This window comes from Phreatobacter sp. GW821-FHT04C01 (assembly GCF_059420385.1).
The window spans coordinates 24071-38285 of sequence record NZ_JBWKTP010000005.1 but is presented as its reverse complement, the minus strand read 5'-3'; the positions used below and the strand labels follow the sequence as shown (position 1 = coordinate 38285).

Annotated in this window: 17 protein-coding genes; 3 read left to right on the top strand and 14 right to left on the bottom strand. The window is 67.6% G+C overall.

All coding sequences use genetic code 11. The annotated features are described in order from the left end of the window. From AC07WJ_RS19560 to AC07WJ_RS19525, 8 genes are all read right to left on the bottom strand, one after another. The gene (locus AC07WJ_RS19560) at window positions 1-1596 is read right to left on the bottom strand and encodes an ATP-binding protein (protein ID WP_494936309.1); all 1596 of its coding nucleotides are present in this window, start codon (window positions 1594-1596) and stop codon (window positions 1-3) included. Continuing rightward, window positions 1547-3034, bottom strand: a complete 1488-nt coding sequence (locus AC07WJ_RS19555) for a DNA cytosine methyltransferase (protein ID WP_494936308.1) — start codon at window positions 3032-3034, stop codon at window positions 1547-1549. Before AC07WJ_RS19555 ends, AC07WJ_RS19560 begins: the two co-directional genes overlap by 50 nt. After that, a complete protein-coding gene (locus AC07WJ_RS19550; RefSeq protein ID WP_494936817.1) occupies window positions 3031-3414 on the bottom strand; it encodes a very short patch repair endonuclease in 384 nt (127 codons plus the stop codon). The genes AC07WJ_RS19555 and AC07WJ_RS19550 overlap by 4 nt, the downstream gene beginning before the upstream one ends. A 344-nt stretch (window positions 3415-3758) precedes the next feature. Then, complete coding sequence (locus AC07WJ_RS19545) at window positions 3759-4943, bottom strand: lanthionine synthetase C family protein (RefSeq protein ID WP_494936307.1); 1185 nt, start codon at window positions 4941-4943, stop codon at window positions 3759-3761. 71 nt (window positions 4944-5014) lie between these two features. After that, the gene (locus AC07WJ_RS19540) at window positions 5015-6217 is read right to left on the bottom strand and encodes an MFS transporter (RefSeq protein ID WP_494936306.1); all 1203 of its coding nucleotides are present in this window, start codon (window positions 6215-6217) and stop codon (window positions 5015-5017) included. 147 nt (window positions 6218-6364) lie between these two features. Continuing rightward, window positions 6365-6937: a hypothetical protein gene (locus AC07WJ_RS19535; RefSeq protein ID WP_494936305.1), complete on the bottom strand. Its 573-nt coding sequence runs from the start codon at window positions 6935-6937 to the stop codon at window positions 6365-6367. Window positions 6938-7024: 87 nt separating this feature from the next. Beyond that, window positions 7025-7741, bottom strand: a complete 717-nt coding sequence (locus AC07WJ_RS19530; RefSeq protein ID WP_494936304.1) for a hypothetical protein — start codon at window positions 7739-7741, stop codon at window positions 7025-7027. Window positions 7742-8196: 455 nt separating this feature from the next. Next, a complete protein-coding gene (locus AC07WJ_RS19525; RefSeq protein ID WP_494936303.1) occupies window positions 8197-9372 on the bottom strand; it encodes an OpgC family protein in 1176 nt (391 codons plus the stop codon). A gap of 495 nt (window positions 9373-9867) precedes the next feature. On the opposite strand from AC07WJ_RS19525, the gene AC07WJ_RS19520 reads away from it, so the two are divergent. Together AC07WJ_RS19520 and AC07WJ_RS19515 are read left to right on the top strand one after the other, a co-directional pair. Then, window positions 9868-10386, top strand: a complete 519-nt coding sequence (locus tag AC07WJ_RS19520) for a hypothetical protein (RefSeq protein ID WP_494936302.1) — start codon at window positions 9868-9870, stop codon at window positions 10384-10386. A gap of 76 nt (window positions 10387-10462) precedes the next feature. Further along, window positions 10463-10774 carry a hypothetical protein gene (locus AC07WJ_RS19515; protein ID WP_494936301.1) on the top strand — a complete coding sequence of 104 codons (312 nt, stop codon included), beginning with the start codon at window positions 10463-10465 and terminating at the stop codon, window positions 10772-10774. On the opposite strand, the gene AC07WJ_RS19510 is transcribed toward AC07WJ_RS19515, so the two are convergent. The 3 genes from AC07WJ_RS19510 to AC07WJ_RS19500 all read right to left on the bottom strand — a co-directional run bounded on the left by AC07WJ_RS19510 (window position 10771) and on the right by AC07WJ_RS19500 (window position 11978). Further along, window positions 10771-10965, bottom strand: a complete 195-nt coding sequence (locus AC07WJ_RS19510) for a hypothetical protein (protein ID WP_494936300.1) — start codon at window positions 10963-10965, stop codon at window positions 10771-10773. The genes AC07WJ_RS19515 and AC07WJ_RS19510 overlap by 4 nt on opposite strands. Window positions 10966-11087: 122 nt before the next feature. After that, window positions 11088-11240, bottom strand: a complete 153-nt coding sequence (locus AC07WJ_RS19505) for a hypothetical protein (RefSeq protein ID WP_494936299.1) — start codon at window positions 11238-11240, stop codon at window positions 11088-11090. A gap of 417 nt (window positions 11241-11657) precedes the next feature. Beyond that, window positions 11658-11978 (bottom strand): hypothetical protein, encoded by a 321-nt coding sequence (locus AC07WJ_RS19500; RefSeq protein WP_494936298.1) that lies wholly within the window; start codon window positions 11976-11978, stop codon window positions 11658-11660. A gap of 195 nt (window positions 11979-12173) precedes the next feature. Between AC07WJ_RS19500 and AC07WJ_RS19495 the strand changes: the two genes are divergently transcribed. Continuing rightward, the gene (locus AC07WJ_RS19495; protein ID WP_494936297.1) at window positions 12174-12482 is read left to right on the top strand and encodes a hypothetical protein; all 309 of its coding nucleotides are present in this window, start codon (window positions 12174-12176) and stop codon (window positions 12480-12482) included. A gap of 314 nt (window positions 12483-12796) precedes the next feature. Here AC07WJ_RS19495 and AC07WJ_RS19490 read toward each other — a convergent pair whose 3' ends face one another. The 3 genes from AC07WJ_RS19490 to AC07WJ_RS19480 form a co-directional block, all read right to left on the bottom strand. Beyond that, window positions 12797-13003: a hypothetical protein gene (locus AC07WJ_RS19490; protein WP_494936296.1), complete on the bottom strand. Its 207-nt coding sequence runs from the start codon at window positions 13001-13003 to the stop codon at window positions 12797-12799. A 100-nt stretch (window positions 13004-13103) separates the two neighbouring features. Continuing rightward, entirely contained in the window at window positions 13104-13448 is a 345-nt protein-coding gene (locus AC07WJ_RS19485; RefSeq protein ID WP_494936295.1) for a hypothetical protein, read from the bottom strand. A gap of 233 nt (window positions 13449-13681) precedes the next feature. Then, window positions 13682-13990 carry a hypothetical protein gene (locus tag AC07WJ_RS19480; protein ID WP_494936294.1) on the bottom strand — a complete coding sequence of 103 codons (309 nt, stop codon included), beginning with the start codon at window positions 13988-13990 and terminating at the stop codon, window positions 13682-13684. Window positions 13991-14215: the final 225 nt, after the last annotated feature.

The following is a 14215-nucleotide window of genomic DNA, read 5'->3' as shown; positions in this document are numbered from 1 at the left end:
TCAGCTCGGAACCTCGTCCGGCAGCTTCCTGATGGCCTCAGGGTAGGACGAGAAGGGTTCAAGCGTCATCAGTCGTGCGCGGGCCTCGTCGGCGCCCAACCTCAGCCCGGTCCGCATGTGCTGGTAAAGGGACGACAGTGCCGCAGCTTCGTCGGTCGAGAGCATTGGCCCTGATTTGGGTGCGGTGGAGTCGACTGTCTCGCTAACATCGATCCAGATCCTCTGGACCGGTACAGTCGCTTCGATGACGGCGAGCATTTCCTCGATGATTCGCCGCTTTTCACCCACCGAATCAAGCGCATGACGGACAGAAGGGTGCGTTCTGTCTACCCGATAGGACACACCGCGGCTGGTATGTACCGGTGCCCAGGCTCGAACCAGTTGTTCTCGCTGCTTGCGCTTACTCGTACCTGCACGCTGCGCAAAGATCTCGCGCGCATCATGCCTGACACTCTCTGCTAGCACCTGCAGGCGCTTGCGCAGCGAAGGAGGTGGGATTGCAATCGACTTGCGGATATCGACCTTCCAATCCTGATCACCACTGGTCGGAAGGTCGAGCCTGATTCGAGCGAGGCGGTGGATGCCATTCTGCGCCCAGCCACGGCCTGGGCCCAGGCCAAGCCAACCGCCCGGTACAAGCAGTCGCTCGCCACGATAGACGAAAAAACCTTCGTGCGCCTGCCAGCCTGCGGGGCCTTCAGCCTTGCCGAATTCCGCGCTGCTCAGCCGGTCGCGATGCGGCAGCACGAATCCTTGCACCTCTATTGCGCCGCCACTGTGCCTTATCGTCTCGACCGGCGTCGGAGAGGTCGCCTTGTGCTTTGAGATGAACGGATCCCAGGGGATTACACGTTGCGCATCGTCGTCGCCGTTGAAGGTAATAATCAGACGCGGGCTGTTTCCCTCCAGATAGCGGTGGAAGGTCATCGATAGGTGTCGTTCCACAGCTTGGGCGAGTGAATAGAAACGCTGCCGATCAGTAGCATCGCCTGTCAGTTCGCGCCCGAGCATACGATCGAGGCGCGCGATGATAACCACCGTGCCGTGCGGTCGATCGCAAAGCAAATCGCCATCACTCGCAATCTCGGCAGGCATGCCTCGCAGGAGCTGCCAAGCATCGACGCGGGCGACATGTGTCAAGTCCCAGTAGCGCGCCTCGATCTCACCACCCTCGACACACGATGCGACGGCGAGCAGACTGCCCTGGGAGAGGGACGCGGTCTTGAGGCCCAGCCCAAAGCGGCCAAGGTCGTTGGGCCCCCGCGGTACGAGCGGATGTCGTCCGGCAGGCCGCATCGCTTCAACCAGCGCCTTCTGATCCATTCCGCGACCGTTATCGCTGATGCGGACGATCGAGGCAGGACCGCGCCATTCAAAATCAATCCGCACGCGCGTCGCGCCGGCCGCAATGCTGTTGTCGATCAGGTCGGCTATCGCTGCGGCAGGAGAATATCCGATGCCGCGCAAGGACTCTAGCATTGCGCTCGCGGCGGGCGGAGCGTGATCGTAATTCTCTTCCGGTGCGATTGCGGTGACTTCCATGCGATCAGGCGGCTTCGAGGTCAGTTGTGGCAGCAATTGAAGCGATCCCAGCATCGATTTGCTGCTTAAGTGCTTGCGCAACTGCTTTGCCCAGAAGCGGCGGGACCGCATTGCCAATTTGGCGGAACGCTGCGTTCATAGCTCCAGCAAACCTGAAACCGTCGGGGAAGGACTGAAGCCGGGCGGCCTCCCTGACAGACACAGTCCGCTTTTGCGTGCTGTCCCAGTGGATATGCGAGTAGGTATCCTTGCCCATGTGCGCCGTCAGCGTGCGCGACGGCATGGCAGGGTCGAGTTTCCACCACTTGTTGGGGAATTTGCCTGGATCGTAAGGTGGGATACATGCCTTGCGTAGCTCTTCATAGGCATCGCTGCCTTCGAGCAACTGCGGCGACTGTTGAGCAAGGCGTTCCTGAAACAGGGCCTGTGCGACTTGGCAAGCATGAGGGTAGTCACCGCCATGTTTCATGCGGCCGAAGATCGGGAAATCGCGAGGTGTCAGACGAACAACATGACCGTCCGTGCCCGTCTCCATCCTGGGGAGACCCGGCCAGTTGCGCATCGTCGTCGAATAAGTATTCGCGTCGCGGCAACTGATGTAAGGGAGTTCGTCAGTCGTCTTGCGTCGTCTCATGCTGGAGGGGGCGCTGAAATGCTCGGTGATCCTTGGCAGGCCTGAGAGCGCGGCTTTGACTGTGACAGCAACGGGAAGATCCTCGCCGGCTACTGGGATAGGATGGAAGCGTGAGCCGTTTGCTGGGACGTGCTTGAGCGCGACGGTTCTGGCGCTCACATAACCAGACGGCAGCTTGGCGGCATGCGTAGGCATTGGGAAGCTGGGATCCACGCCGAGGGACTGATCGATGGCGATCAGGAACAGCCGTTCGCGCATCTGGGGGACGCCGTAGAACGCCGCATTCAGGAGGGTGTAGCGTGTGCGATAGCCGAGCTCTTCAAGTGTCTCGCAAATTTCCTCGGGAACGTTGTGGCCGCCGAAATTCAGAATGTCGGGAACGTTCTCGATCAGGATCGCCGTCGGCTGAACCGCTTCGACATATTGAAGGAAGCGCTGGTAGAGCTTAGCGCGCGAGTCGTTCTTGAACGCTTCATCGTCTCCGGTAACCGAGCGAAGTTTGGAACGCCCGATTCTGGCGAATGCCTGACATGGCAGGCCGGCGGCCAGCACGTCGAAATGGTCGGAAATTCCGCCTTCCAGGCCGATGTCGGAGGCGAACGATGCGGGATCCGAGGCGATCATGTCACGCGCCTGCGCCCAGGCCTGCCGGTGGTCGGGCGAGGGCGCCTGAAAGTTCAGTGCATAGCTGGCGGCAGCCGTTTCGTCGGCTTCGACATGTGCGACGAGATCGAAGCCAGCAGCGGCCAGTCCAAGGGACAGCCCTCCACAGCCGGAGCACAACTCGAGCACCCTCGGACGGCCTCCTGCCCGCAGCCTCGCCAGCTTTTCTTGTCGCGCAATCGCGTTGATCTTCATCGGTCGTCACTTCGCCCAAGGTGAGCCGACAGGCGTGCGGCTACGGTTTCCGAATCACCAGACTCGCATTCCCAGATTATGAGTGGGTCCCACCCCAGTTCGCGCAACTGCGTCAAGCTGTCAGCGTCGCGCCTGACATTGTTTTCGAATTTTCGCGTCCAGAATTCGATGTTGGATTTGGGAAAATAGGCAAACCTGCAACCGGGGTGCCGATGCCAGTAGCATCCATGGACGAAGACGACTTTGCGTCGGCCGGGAAAGACAAGGTCGGGGCTGCCCGGCAGATCACGCCGGTGAAGGCGGAAGCGATAACCAAGTGCGTGGGCGACGCGGCGAACGGCGACTTCAGGTCTGGTATTCTTGCCGCGGATCCCGCTCATCATTCGCGAGCGGGTCTTGTGATCGACGATGTCCATCGCGGCTACCTGGCCGATGTCGGCTTGAGGAGATGACAAGGCCCCTGGTCGCGATAACAGACCGCCAGTGACGTCACCTGATCACCGGCAGAACTTGGACGGGTTATTTTGCGGTCAGCCACTGCTGCTCCAAGAATGTTACTCTGGAAATCGGCAGGCCAAGTCAGAGTGCGTCGAGATCAATCGTACCAGGTCAGATTCGGTCCGTGAACCCGCAGCTGGCAATTTCAGGAAGAAAATTTGCCTAGGATTGCCGGTCGGATTTTGGCGCGGCGCCGCCCCGCGCCTTGGGGCCTGATAACCGCCCCCTAAACCACATCCACCACCGGAAACGCCCCCACACCCCTCCCGCAATCCCACAAATACACCGCCAACCCGACATCCCCCGTCCACAACGAATACCGTCCGCGCCCCACCGCCTCCCGCGCTTCCCGCCACTGCCCGATCGCGTTCATCGCGAACACCCTGGCCCGATCGAGCCACAGCTCCTCTCCCGTCCGCTCGTAAAGCCTGAGGAAGGCATAGCCGTTGCCGCCGGTGCCGTGGCAGAGGTTGGAGCCCTTGGCGAGCGGGCCGGCGGCCCAGGTGAAGGCGCCGCCGGCCGCCATCAGCGCGTCCAGTTCGGCAGAGGCGAAGGGCGCGGCGGCGAAACTGGTCACCATGCCGGGCGCGCCGTGGCAGTGCTGGCAGAGGCTGACGGGGCGGGTCGGCCGGGTTTGCGGCGGCCAGGTGGCGTCGTGCTCCGAGGTCAGCGCGGTCAAGGCCAGCGTGCGCGTCGCGGCCTCGGCCACGGTTGCCTGCTGCGCCGCGTTCAGCCAATGCCAGCCGCGCATCAGCGGGATCATGTTGCCGGCGAAGCCGTGCACGGGGCCGAGCCATTGCCGGTGCTGGCCATAGAGGTCCTGGGTCCAGAGCCGGCCGTCGGGCGTGTCCTCGAGCGCGTCGATGAGGCGGGCGGCCTGGGCCTCGAACAGCCGGCGCCAGCGCGGCTCGCCGGTCAGGGCGTCCATGTGCAGCGCGACCAGCAGGGAGCCGGGCAGGCCCCACATCAGCTCGCGGATCGGCAAGGCGGTGTTGGCCTCGGCGCGGGCGAAAACGAGGTCGGCGGTGGCGGGGGAGGGCGCGATACGCATGGCCACCAGCGCCGCGCCCATGTCGCCGAACAAGAGCGAGCCATGGGCGGCATAGTTCATGCGGGCGAAGGCCGCCGTGTTGGCCGCCAGCAGGCGCGGCAGCACGGCGCTGAAGTCGGACCGCGCCGTGGTGGCGCCGACCCGCGCGAGATAGTCGAGCGCCCAGATCATGCCGGCGGCGCCGCAATAGAGGCTGGCCTCGCCATCCTCGACGCCGTCGTCCTGGGGATGGGCCGGCCAGAAGCCGTCGGGATCGAAGGCGGCGAGCGCATCCGCCACGATCGCTTCGATCGTGGCCTCAGCCGCCGCCGCATCCCAGGCGAGCGGCAGCAGGGGGCGGTGGCGGGCGGCATCGATCATGGTGGGCGGCCTGAACGGAAGGGCGCCACATCATCGGCCTTCGCCGCCCCAAGGCAAGACCCTCAGCACCCTCAGCCGCGCGCCCGCAAGGCCCAGGCGAGCCCGACGCCGGCAAGCCCCGCCAGCGCCACCGGCACGGCGGCGGCCGGCCAGCCGAAGGCGGCCACCGTGCTGCCCACCACCACCGGGCCCAGCACCTGGCCGAGATTATTGCCCTGGATGATCAGGCCGAGCGCGATGGGCGCGAGCGCGGGCGAGGCGCTCACCTCCGGGGCGGCGCCCAGCACGGTCGGCGGCAGCAGGCCGCCGACGGCGGAAAAGACGACGAAGAGCAGGAAGACCAGGAGTGGCGGGGTGGCGGAGAGGAACAGGAACAGGCCGGTCAGCCCCATGACGCCGCTCGCCACCGCGATCAGCGCGGCGCGCGAGACACCGCGGGCAAGCAGCGGGCCGCTCGCCACATTGCCGAGCGTATTGGCGCCGATGGCGACAGCGCTGAGCGCGCCGGCCGCGGCGACCGACACGCCGAGCCGTTGGGTGAGGAGAATGGGCAGGAAGCCGACGGCTGCGAAAAACTGCAGGTTATAGGCGGCGAAGGCGAGCGCCAGCAGGCCGGGGCGGCCGTCGCGCAAGGTGGTGGCGGTGTCGCGCGCAAGCCGCGCCGGCGACAGCGGCTCGCTCGCCTTCGGCCCGGGCTTCACCGCAAGCGCGAAGACGAGCGCGCTCGAAAGCACCAGCGCGGCATTGGCGAGCCAGAGGCTGCGCCAGCTCGGAAAAAGCGGGCCGGCCAGCATGGCGATGACGATGCCCACCGCCATGAAGGTGCCCCAGAGGCCGAAGGCGAGGTCGCGGTTCGCCGGCCCGGTCACCCGCCCGAGCAGCGCCGGCGCCGCCGTCACCACCAGCAGGAAGCCCAGGCCTTCGACAATACGGCTGGCGATCAGCCCGCCGAGCCCACCGGCAAAGGCCCCGGCCGTGCTGCCGAGCGTCAGCGCGGCAAGGCCGGCGAGGATGAGCGGGCGGTCGCCGAAGCGGCCGGCCAGCGCCCCCACGGGAATGCCGCCGACAACCCCGATCAGCGCGAACACCGCCATCACCCAGCCGCCTTCGGCGAGCGACAGGCCAAGATCGGCCTGCAATTGCGGCAGCGCGATCGCCGCCTTGCCCACCTGCAAGGCCGCTACCACGCTGACCAGCACGGTGAGCGCCACCGCCGGCCAGCCGGTGGCGCCTGCCGGCGCCGGCGTGCGTGTCGCGGGGGAAAGCCTGTCCATGGTCATGCCGGTCCGTCGCGAGCCAAGGGGCCGGCAGTCAACACCGCATGGCGCGCGGGCGCACCGGCGAGCGGCGCATGCGGGCCATACGGTTTCGCGGGGGGCAGGGCTCTTGCGCTCGCGTGCACGGTTCAGGGGCGCGCCCGTTCAGCCCACATCTGCCCAGCGCCGGATCGCCGCCTCCAGCGCCGGCCGGTCGCGGCCGACCAGCGCGCCGGGCAACGTCTCGGATTTCACCTCGCCCTTGAACTCATAACGGAAGGCGCCGCCGCTCAGGCCCCGGAAGGCCGGGCGCGGGATGACGGTGGTCTGGAACAGGCTGTTGCTGACCAGGTTGTCGCCGGTGAGGAACAGGCCGTAGCGGGTGCGTTCGCCGGCCTTCTGCCGGCCGATCAGGCGGTAGCGGGTCTTCAGCGAGCCGAGCATCATCCAGCCGGCGAACAGGAAGGTGACACCGGCGCCGCCGAGCCACATCTCAGCGGTGAGCGAGTCATAGACCGTGTTGCGCCGCAGGGTGGCCAGCATGACCAGCGCCATGACCAGCATCAGCGCGCCGAGAACGGCCAGCGTCACGCCGATGATGGCCGGAAACACCAGGCCCTGAATCGAGAAGGCCTGCTCGAAGAAATCCACGTCGGCGGGCACCGGGCGTTGCGCGTCGACCAGCGCGCGGATCTCGGGCGGCAGCTTTTCCGGGTCCGCGGTGATCAGCACGTCCATGGCGAGCGTTTCCCTTGCGTTATCTCTGGGGAAACTGCGGGATGGCGGCGGCGTGCGATAGTCGGGTCAGCTGCTTATGCGCCGCGCCTAGCGCCGGACCACGGCAAGGCTGGTCGAGACGACATGAGCCGGTTTCAGCGCGCGGGCGGCGCCGGGCTGGCCGCGGACATATTTGCGCAGCGACAGGAAGGTTACCTCGACGAAGCCGTCAACCGTCTTCAGGGACAAGGCAAGCTGGTAGAGATTGTCGCTCGTCTGAAGGTCCGCCCGGCAGGCGCGCGTGCCGTCGCTGGCCGTTCCATTGGCCGCCATGCGCTGGATGGCGGTCGTCCGCTCGCCGGCTTTCACCAGCTCCGGTATCGCGCCCACGAGCCCCGCCAGCTCCTGTTGCAGAAGGGGCTCGTCGCAGGCGGGCAAGGCGTTGAAGGTCGCGCTGGCGCGGCGCTGGCCCGGCATGGCCACGGGCGGTGCCTGCATGGTGCCGGCCGTGGGCTCTGCGCGGGGGGCAGCCGGCGGCGCCGGCGCTGGTGCCGCGGGCCGTTCGGCGGTCGCCGGCCGCGGCGGGGCCGGCGGATCGGGTGGCCCGGACAGGCCGACGCCATAGATCACCGCGCCGACCAGCGCCGCCAGGATCATGGCGAGGCCAATGGTCAGGAGCTTTTTGCGTTCGGGTTCGGCCGCGCCGTTCCGCGAGGGCTTTGGTTGCGGCGCGGCGGCCGGCGCCGGGCTCTCCTGCGTGCTGCGGATCTCGGCCCAGTCGCCCATCGGATCGGGCGCTGCATGGGGCGGCACGGACCCGGTCATGCCGCGGCTTCCCCGGCCCGCCCCTCAACGCCAACAGCCCATCGTCCCATTCGCCAAGGCCTTCCGCATGCAAGCCGCCGCCGGCCGGGCTGGCCCGGCCAAGGGCGGCAACAAGCATTTAAAGTTGTCGCGATGGCGGGCGCAACTGTCGCCGATGGCGCAGGCAAGGCGTCATGCCTCATGCCTCATCGGCATCCGGCGGCCCGGTCTCGCAGGTTGGTGCTCAAGCTCATTTGGCTTCGCGTGGAACCACCTGACGTCACCCCCGGCGAGCCTCCGCAGAAGCCCTGGCTTCTGCGGAGGCGAGGGAAGGGGGTCCAGGGGCGCTTCGCCGCGCCATCAGCGCATGCGTTTGGGTGATTTCACTGTCCCGCGGCCGGAGCCCTGCAACCCCTGGCCCCCCTTCCCCTCGCTTCGCTCGGCCGGGGGTGACGTCGGGGTTCCCGTGCGCGGCCTTACCGGTCCAAGGCTGGCGCCTCGGCGGCCGCCTGCGCCTCGCTCGCCGGCGCCACCACCGGTTTCGGCTTGGCCCAGGGCTCGCTCTTGTAGAACTTGCTGATCCAGGCGGCCGCCACCACGCCGGCGAGCCCGGCGAGATTGACCAGCGCCACCGTGCCGGCGTCGCGGCCCCAGAGATCCAGCGCGATGCCGCCGATCCAGGCGAGCGCCGTGCAGGCGAGGAAGGCCGGCAGCGACTGGGTGCCGACCAGGGTCAGCACCTTGGCGGCCTCGGTGTCGAGCAGGAAGCGCGCGCGCTCCAGCAGCGACAGGGTGAGATAGGCGAGCGCCAGGAAGTGGATCAGCCGCACCGGGTGCAGGTTGGTCCAGGTGTTGAGTGGCAAGGTCGCCACCTGGATGTCGACGAGCCAGGGCAGGTGGTCGGTGAAGGCCCAGAAGTTGAATGGCACGGAGAGGATGACGATCGCCGCGGCGAGCGCCACCAGGCGCGGCCGGTTCAGGGCCGGCGGCGTCCACCAGCCGAGCCCGATCGCAAATCCTAAGAAGAAGCAGAGCTGCCAGGCGAAGGGGTTGAAGAACCAGGGCTGGCCATTGTCCGGCCGGCCCGGCATGGCGAGGCCGAAGGTCCAGGTGGCGAGATAGAGCGCGGCCGAGAGCGCGAAGGGCAGGACCGGGTGCAGGCGATGGCCGGCGATCATGGCGGGCACCAGCGCCAGCACCACGATATAGAGCGGCAGGATGTCCAGCAGCATGGGCACATAGCTGAGCGTGACCAGCCCGCCGATCGCCTGGGCCGGCGCGCTCACCACATAGGCCAGCGCCTGCATGGCGTGGCTGCCCGGCGGGGCGGCGATGACAGTGATGCCGGCCAGCACCACGAACAGGCAGAGATGCGCCCAGTAGATTTGCCACATGCGGCGCGAGATCTTCAGCGTGCCGTTCCAGAAACCGGCGGTGAAGAAGGTGCGGCCGAACGCAATGGCGCTGGCGAAACCCGAGCCGAAGATGAACAGCTCGGTCGCCGAGGAAAAGCCGAAACGCGCGGGGATCCAGGCGAGCCAGGGATTGTCCGGCGTATGGGCGATGAAAATGATCAGCATGCAGAGACCCCGGAACAGGTCGAGGCGTCTGTCGCGCAGGCGTTTTGGCGGCGTCGCGGGAAGGGATGTCATGAGGCCGGCGGTGTCCGATGCGGCTCGAGGCTGAGCTTAGGCCGGTTTCGCTGACGGCGGGCTGATCGTTACGGGGATGGGTTTTTGGCGAGCACGACCGAGGCCATGCGCCTCGCGCATCGCAAAAAGCTCAACGCAATCAACCCTCTCCTTAAGGGAGAGGGTGCCGGCGTAGCCGGCGGGCGAGGGGCGTAAGCGTCGAGAATTGGGCCGAGGCTCGTCGCGCATGCTGCCCCTTCCGGGGAGGGACGACCCCTCACCCGGCAGCTGACGCTGCCACCCTCTCCCTTTGGGAGAGGGTTGATCGCGTTGAGTTTTTCAATGGATTCGGCGCGGGAGCCGTCACGCCCGCGTCACATCATCTCCACTGGCCATTCGCCGTCCGGTCCGCCTCCCCTCACGTTTTGGTGATGGCCTCGCCGGTAACGCCGGCCTCCGCCTTGCGAATGGCATCTCGACGGCGCAACCGGCGCCGAAGCCAACGGGAGAAATGCCATGAGCGCCGAGACCAGCATGAATGCAGGGCTGCCGGCCGCGCCGGCGCGTTTCGCCGGCCTCGCCGTTCCCACCGGCTATCAGCTTTACGCGCTGGCCATTGGCGGCCTCGCCGGGCTCGGGCTCTGGGAGATCTGGGCGTCGGTGCCGACGCCTCTGATCGCCGGCGGGCCGCTGGAGCCGCCGGCGCTGATCAAGGCGCTGTTTGCCTATCGCCTGGGTTTCGAGCCGTCCGACGTGGTCGCTAAGGCGCTGCACTATGTCACCGGCGTCATCGGTTATCCGCTGGCTTATTTCCTGCTCACCCGCAACGGCGTCAGCATCGGCCGGCCGGTCGATGGCTGGCTCTGGGGCTTGTTCACCACCTTCATCGCGCTGGGCATTTTCGCGCCGCTGGCCGGCCTGCCGTTCCTGCTGCTCGCCTGGGGCGGCCAGCTCACCTTGATGAGCACGATCGGCCACACGCTCTACGGCGCGCTGGCGGCCTATGTGTTCGAGCTGTTGAACGAACGGCGCTGAGCGGGGAACAAGGCGCGGGCGGCCCGGTTGTTCCGGCAGCCGGCCTCGGGTCGGAGGGCTCGAGGAGGAGCGCGTCATGGCCACGAAAGCCGCAAGCAGCCGCAAGACCGACGGTCAGCAGCCGGAGAGCCTCGCCACCTTTGGCGCGGCCGCGCGCAAGGGCGGCAAGAAGCCCGACGATGTCGGCTTGGTGGCGACCCGCGAAACCGCGCCCATCGCCACATCGTCAAAAGCCAAGGACAAGGCAGCGACCAAGGTGTTGCGGCGCGGCGTCACCGGCCAGGACCGGGGCGCCGACGCGGCGGCCAACGCTCTGCCGGACCGTACCGCCAAGGGTGCCAAGGCGACGGTGAAACCCGGCGCCGCCAAAAGGAGCGGCAAACCTTAGGCGCCCGGCCATCCCGCGGCTGTCGTGACGAAGGTCACCAAGCCTGCGGCGAGCAGCGCGCCGATGATCGCCCACAGCCAGAAATGCAGGCGCTGGCGGCGCGATACCGGCAGCCGGCCGAGGCCGAGCGGATTGCGCGGCGCCGGAGCCGGGGCGTGGTGCGGATGATGCAGCGGGATCGGCCAGGACATGTTGGGTCTCCCTAAGCGGTACCAGTGGGATGCCGTTGACGGACCATGCTTCTTACGTGGTGGCCGCGGCGCCGGATCGCACCGGTCGCGCGGGTCACAGCTCCGTGTCGTCCGGGCGCGGCTCAGGGCGCGGTCGGCGCGGTCAAGAGGGTGAACAGCCCGGCGGCGATCGCCGCCGCCACGATGGCGAAGGCCCAGAAGCGCGAACGTTCCATGCGCGAAGGCGGCGTCCGGCCGGCGCCGGGGCGGAATTGCGAATGCGGATGCCAGGCCATGTCGGTTCCATCGGCTGTTGGTGAGGGCGCGGCCATGACGGATCCGGCACGGCCGCCCCCCTTCTGGATGCGCTTCATTGCGTCAAGCTTGCAGAGGCGAATGAGGGGTAGCGATTGGCGAATGGGGGGTAGGGGTGAGGAGCGAATGGCGAATGGGGCACATGCTGCGAAAGGCTCAGCGCGAGCCCTCGCCCGCGTCTGCGCGGCAGAGGGTGGCCGCGGCAGCGGCCGGGTGAGGGGGGCGCGTCCGCCGCACCGTGCATTCCCGCCTCGAATTGATGGGCCGGCGCCCTTCAAACCCCCACCCGGCGCCTGACGGCGCCACCCTCTCCTGCGAGCGGGCGAGGGTTTATGCGCGGCGCGTTTTGCAGCATGCCCTATTCGCTATTCGCTATTCGCTATTCGCCACCCCCCTATTCACCCGGTCCCCCGCCTTTCCCCGATTTCGGCGTCCACCCGCTCGGTCAGCGCCCGGCGGATCGCCTGTTCGATCAGCGACCAGTGCGGCGCGGCCGGCTCGATCCGGGTGAAGCGGCGGGTCAGGCGGCCGCCGGCGAGCGCCAGGGCCTCGGAGGTCTCCAGATAGATCTCGGCCACCTGCCAGGCGCCCTCGGCGTCGAAGATCACGTCGGCCGAGCCATGCGCGAACAGGTGGACGTCATGGGCGCGGCCGTCGCCGCCGGTCACCGGCGGCAGCACGGGCAGTTCGTCCAGGGCGAGCTCGAGGTGGCGGCGCATCCGGTCTCCGGGGTAATGACGTCTTGGCAAAATGAAAGCATTGCTTGAATTTTTGATCAAGAGAAACTTTGGTGAAACTACGAAAAGGCCAGGCGCCGCTTGACGTCGCATCGCTTTCACTCGGCTTGCGCGGTGATCCGGATTGTCCACAACTCCAAGCTTTGTTCTTGATTTGTTCCCTTCGCTGGAGTCATGATGCCGGCCCTGATGCGTGAGACGCGAGACCGAGACAGCGGTGATATTGCAGGCAGCGAGGACGGCATGATGGTGGCGACCTGGTTTGTGGTCCAGCCCTATGAACGGTCGAAAAAGGGCCGGATGATCCAGCGCGATGCGCGCGAATGGCAGACCGCCGAGGCGGCCTGCCGTGAGGCCGAGCGAGTGGCGGCGCAGGGCGGGGCGGCGGTCGCCTTCGCCCGCACCGGCGACCCGGAGACCGGCGATTTCGCCGCGGTGATCTTAGGGGTTTATGGCGCGCCGCCGGACGAGGTTCTGGCGGCGTGAAGGGGCAGGCCTATGGGACCGGGCGCTGAGATGTCGCGCAGGGATGAACACCGGAGCGCACGGCATGCCAGTCGCCGGTCATTGCAGCGCACCATACGTTATCCCCGGCCGAGCGAGCCCGCCAGGGCGAGTGAGGGAAAGGGAATCCAGGAGCCGCCTCACTCTGCTCTCGGCGCATGCGTCCAGGTGGTTTGGCCGCGTTGGGGGAGGTGGCCTGCAACTCCTGGCCCCCCTTTCCGCCCTCGCGACGCTCGGGCGCCGGGGGACGTCGAGGTTCCCGGCGCGATCCGAGAATCGTCTCCCCATCTCCGCTCTCACCCTCGCTCGCGGCGCTCGATCTCCAGCGCCACCCGTTCCCAGTGCCAGGCATCGCGCGTCTCGTCGGCTTCCGCCGCTGCCTCCGCCGCCGCGGCACGCGAGCGTGCCTCGTCCACGGCTTTCGCCTGGAAATCCCGGATCAACTGGTCGGCATCGGCGCGGATCCGCCGTTTCGCCGCCTGGCGCTTCTTGAACGATGACAAGGTTTGCAAGCTCGCGTGCCGCCGGCTCGAGCGAGGCGTCGCTGCCGGTGCGTTCCCGTTCGCCCAAGCAGCCCACGCCGTCAAGCCCGCAGGCAACAGGTCATGGGCCGCATTGGCTCAGAAAGCCCAGGAAGCGCGGATCGTCGGCATAGGCGACATTGATGCGCATATGGCCCGAATGGGCCGAGCGGTCGGGCGAGAACATGGTGCCCGGCGCGATGAAGATGCCCTCGGCCGCCGCCGACTTGGAAAAGCTGGCGTCGTCGCGCCCGGCCGGGATCCGGCGCCAGATATAATAGCCGCCGGTGGGCGCGGAAAAGGTCTCCAGGCCGAAGCGGCCGAGCTGGCTCAGCGCCACCTCGCTCGCCCGCGCGATGCGGCTCTTCGCCCGGAAAAACACCAATTGCTCGATCGCCGAGAGCCTCGAGCGCTTCGTCCCCGTCATGGCGCTGGCGCGGCGCGCCGGCATCCCCCGGTGCCGCTGGCAATGTGGCGTCCGAGGCGCTGGTGGCCTTCTTCGAAGGGCGGGGCATCACGACCGGCATCGACGCCGCGAAGCTCGCCGAAACCGGGCGCTGGATCAGGGCCGAGCGCGGCCGCGGCCCCCCTGTCGCCGGCGGGTAGACGCGTCGGATCACGCGTTTGCGCCGGCCATGTCCTCCCATCCGAAGGGATAACTCAGCGCGCGCGCGGTGCGACGCCGACGCAGGCCCGATCATGCGCCGAGCGCGGCCGGTGCAGATAGCCGCGTTGCGCCATGCATTGCACGCCGCTCGCCTGATAAGGCTCGGCTCCGATGCCGCAGACCTGCTTGGCATTGGCGAAATCGTCGATCAGGTCCTGCCGGCCGGCTGCGCGCTGGCAATCGGCGCGGCCCCAGATGGCGGGTTCGGACGGTGGCGGGGGCGGGGCGGCGGTCTGGCAGGCTGAGAGGCCGAGAGCGGCGAGGCCAAGGCAGGCGAGAAGCGGGGCGGTGGTCAGGCGCATGAATGGGTCTCCTCGTCGAGCAACGTCATGGGTGGCTTCGGGTTCCCGCGATCGGGCCGGCACGATGCGGAGGGGGCGGGAAAGCCTGGATCCCGCGGGTCTGTCTCCATCTCTCGCCCGCCCATGTTTCAGCGCGGGGTGGGCAAGCCGGGTTTCGTGTTTCGTTCAGGCGTCTCCTGCCGGCGAGCCGGCCGCGCAACCGAGAATAGGCGATTCCCTTGGCAA

Coding starts and splice junctions, on each gene's coding strand:
- AC07WJ_RS19530 (WP_494936304.1), bottom strand. CDS start 7,741: ATGACCGGGTCCGTGCCGCCCCATGCAGCGCCCGATCCGATGGGCGAC.
- AC07WJ_RS19535 (WP_494936305.1), bottom strand. CDS start 6,937: ATGGACGTGCTGATCACCGCGGACCCGGAAAAGCTGCCGCCCGAGATC.
- AC07WJ_RS19495 (WP_494936297.1), top strand. CDS start 12,174: ATGCCGGCCCTGATGCGTGAGACGCGAGACCGAGACAGCGGTGATATT.
- AC07WJ_RS19550 (WP_494936817.1), bottom strand. CDS start 3,414: ATGAGCGGGATCCGCGGCAAGAATACCAGACCTGAAGTCGCCGTTCGC.
- AC07WJ_RS19480 (WP_494936294.1), bottom strand. CDS start 13,990: ATGCGCCTGACCACCGCCCCGCTTCTCGCCTGCCTTGGCCTCGCCGCT.
- AC07WJ_RS19540 (WP_494936306.1), bottom strand. CDS start 6,217: ATGGACAGGCTTTCCCCCGCGACACGCACGCCGGCGCCGGCAGGCGCC.
- AC07WJ_RS19500 (WP_494936298.1), bottom strand. CDS start 11,978: ATGCGCCGCCACCTCGAGCTCGCCCTGGACGAACTGCCCGTGCTGCCG.
- AC07WJ_RS19515 (WP_494936301.1), top strand. CDS start 10,463: ATGGCCACGAAAGCCGCAAGCAGCCGCAAGACCGACGGTCAGCAGCCG.
- AC07WJ_RS19560 (WP_494936309.1), bottom strand. CDS start 1,596: ATGCTGGGATCGCTTCAATTGCTGCCACAACTGACCTCGAAGCCGCCT.
- AC07WJ_RS19510 (WP_494936300.1), bottom strand. CDS start 10,965: ATGTCCTGGCCGATCCCGCTGCATCATCCGCACCACGCCCCGGCTCCG.
- AC07WJ_RS19545 (WP_494936307.1), bottom strand. CDS start 4,943: ATGATCGATGCCGCCCGCCACCGCCCCCTGCTGCCGCTCGCCTGGGAT.
- AC07WJ_RS19485 (WP_494936295.1), bottom strand. CDS start 13,448: ATGACGGGGACGAAGCGCTCGAGGCTCTCGGCGATCGAGCAATTGGTG.
- AC07WJ_RS19555 (WP_494936308.1), bottom strand. CDS start 3,034: ATGAAGATCAACGCGATTGCGCGACAAGAAAAGCTGGCGAGGCTGCGG.
- AC07WJ_RS19525 (WP_494936303.1), bottom strand. CDS start 9,372: ATGACATCCCTTCCCGCGACGCCGCCAAAACGCCTGCGCGACAGACGC.
- AC07WJ_RS19505 (WP_494936299.1), bottom strand. CDS start 11,240: ATGGCCTGGCATCCGCATTCGCAATTCCGCCCCGGCGCCGGCCGGACG.
- AC07WJ_RS19520 (WP_494936302.1), top strand. CDS start 9,868: ATGAGCGCCGAGACCAGCATGAATGCAGGGCTGCCGGCCGCGCCGGCG.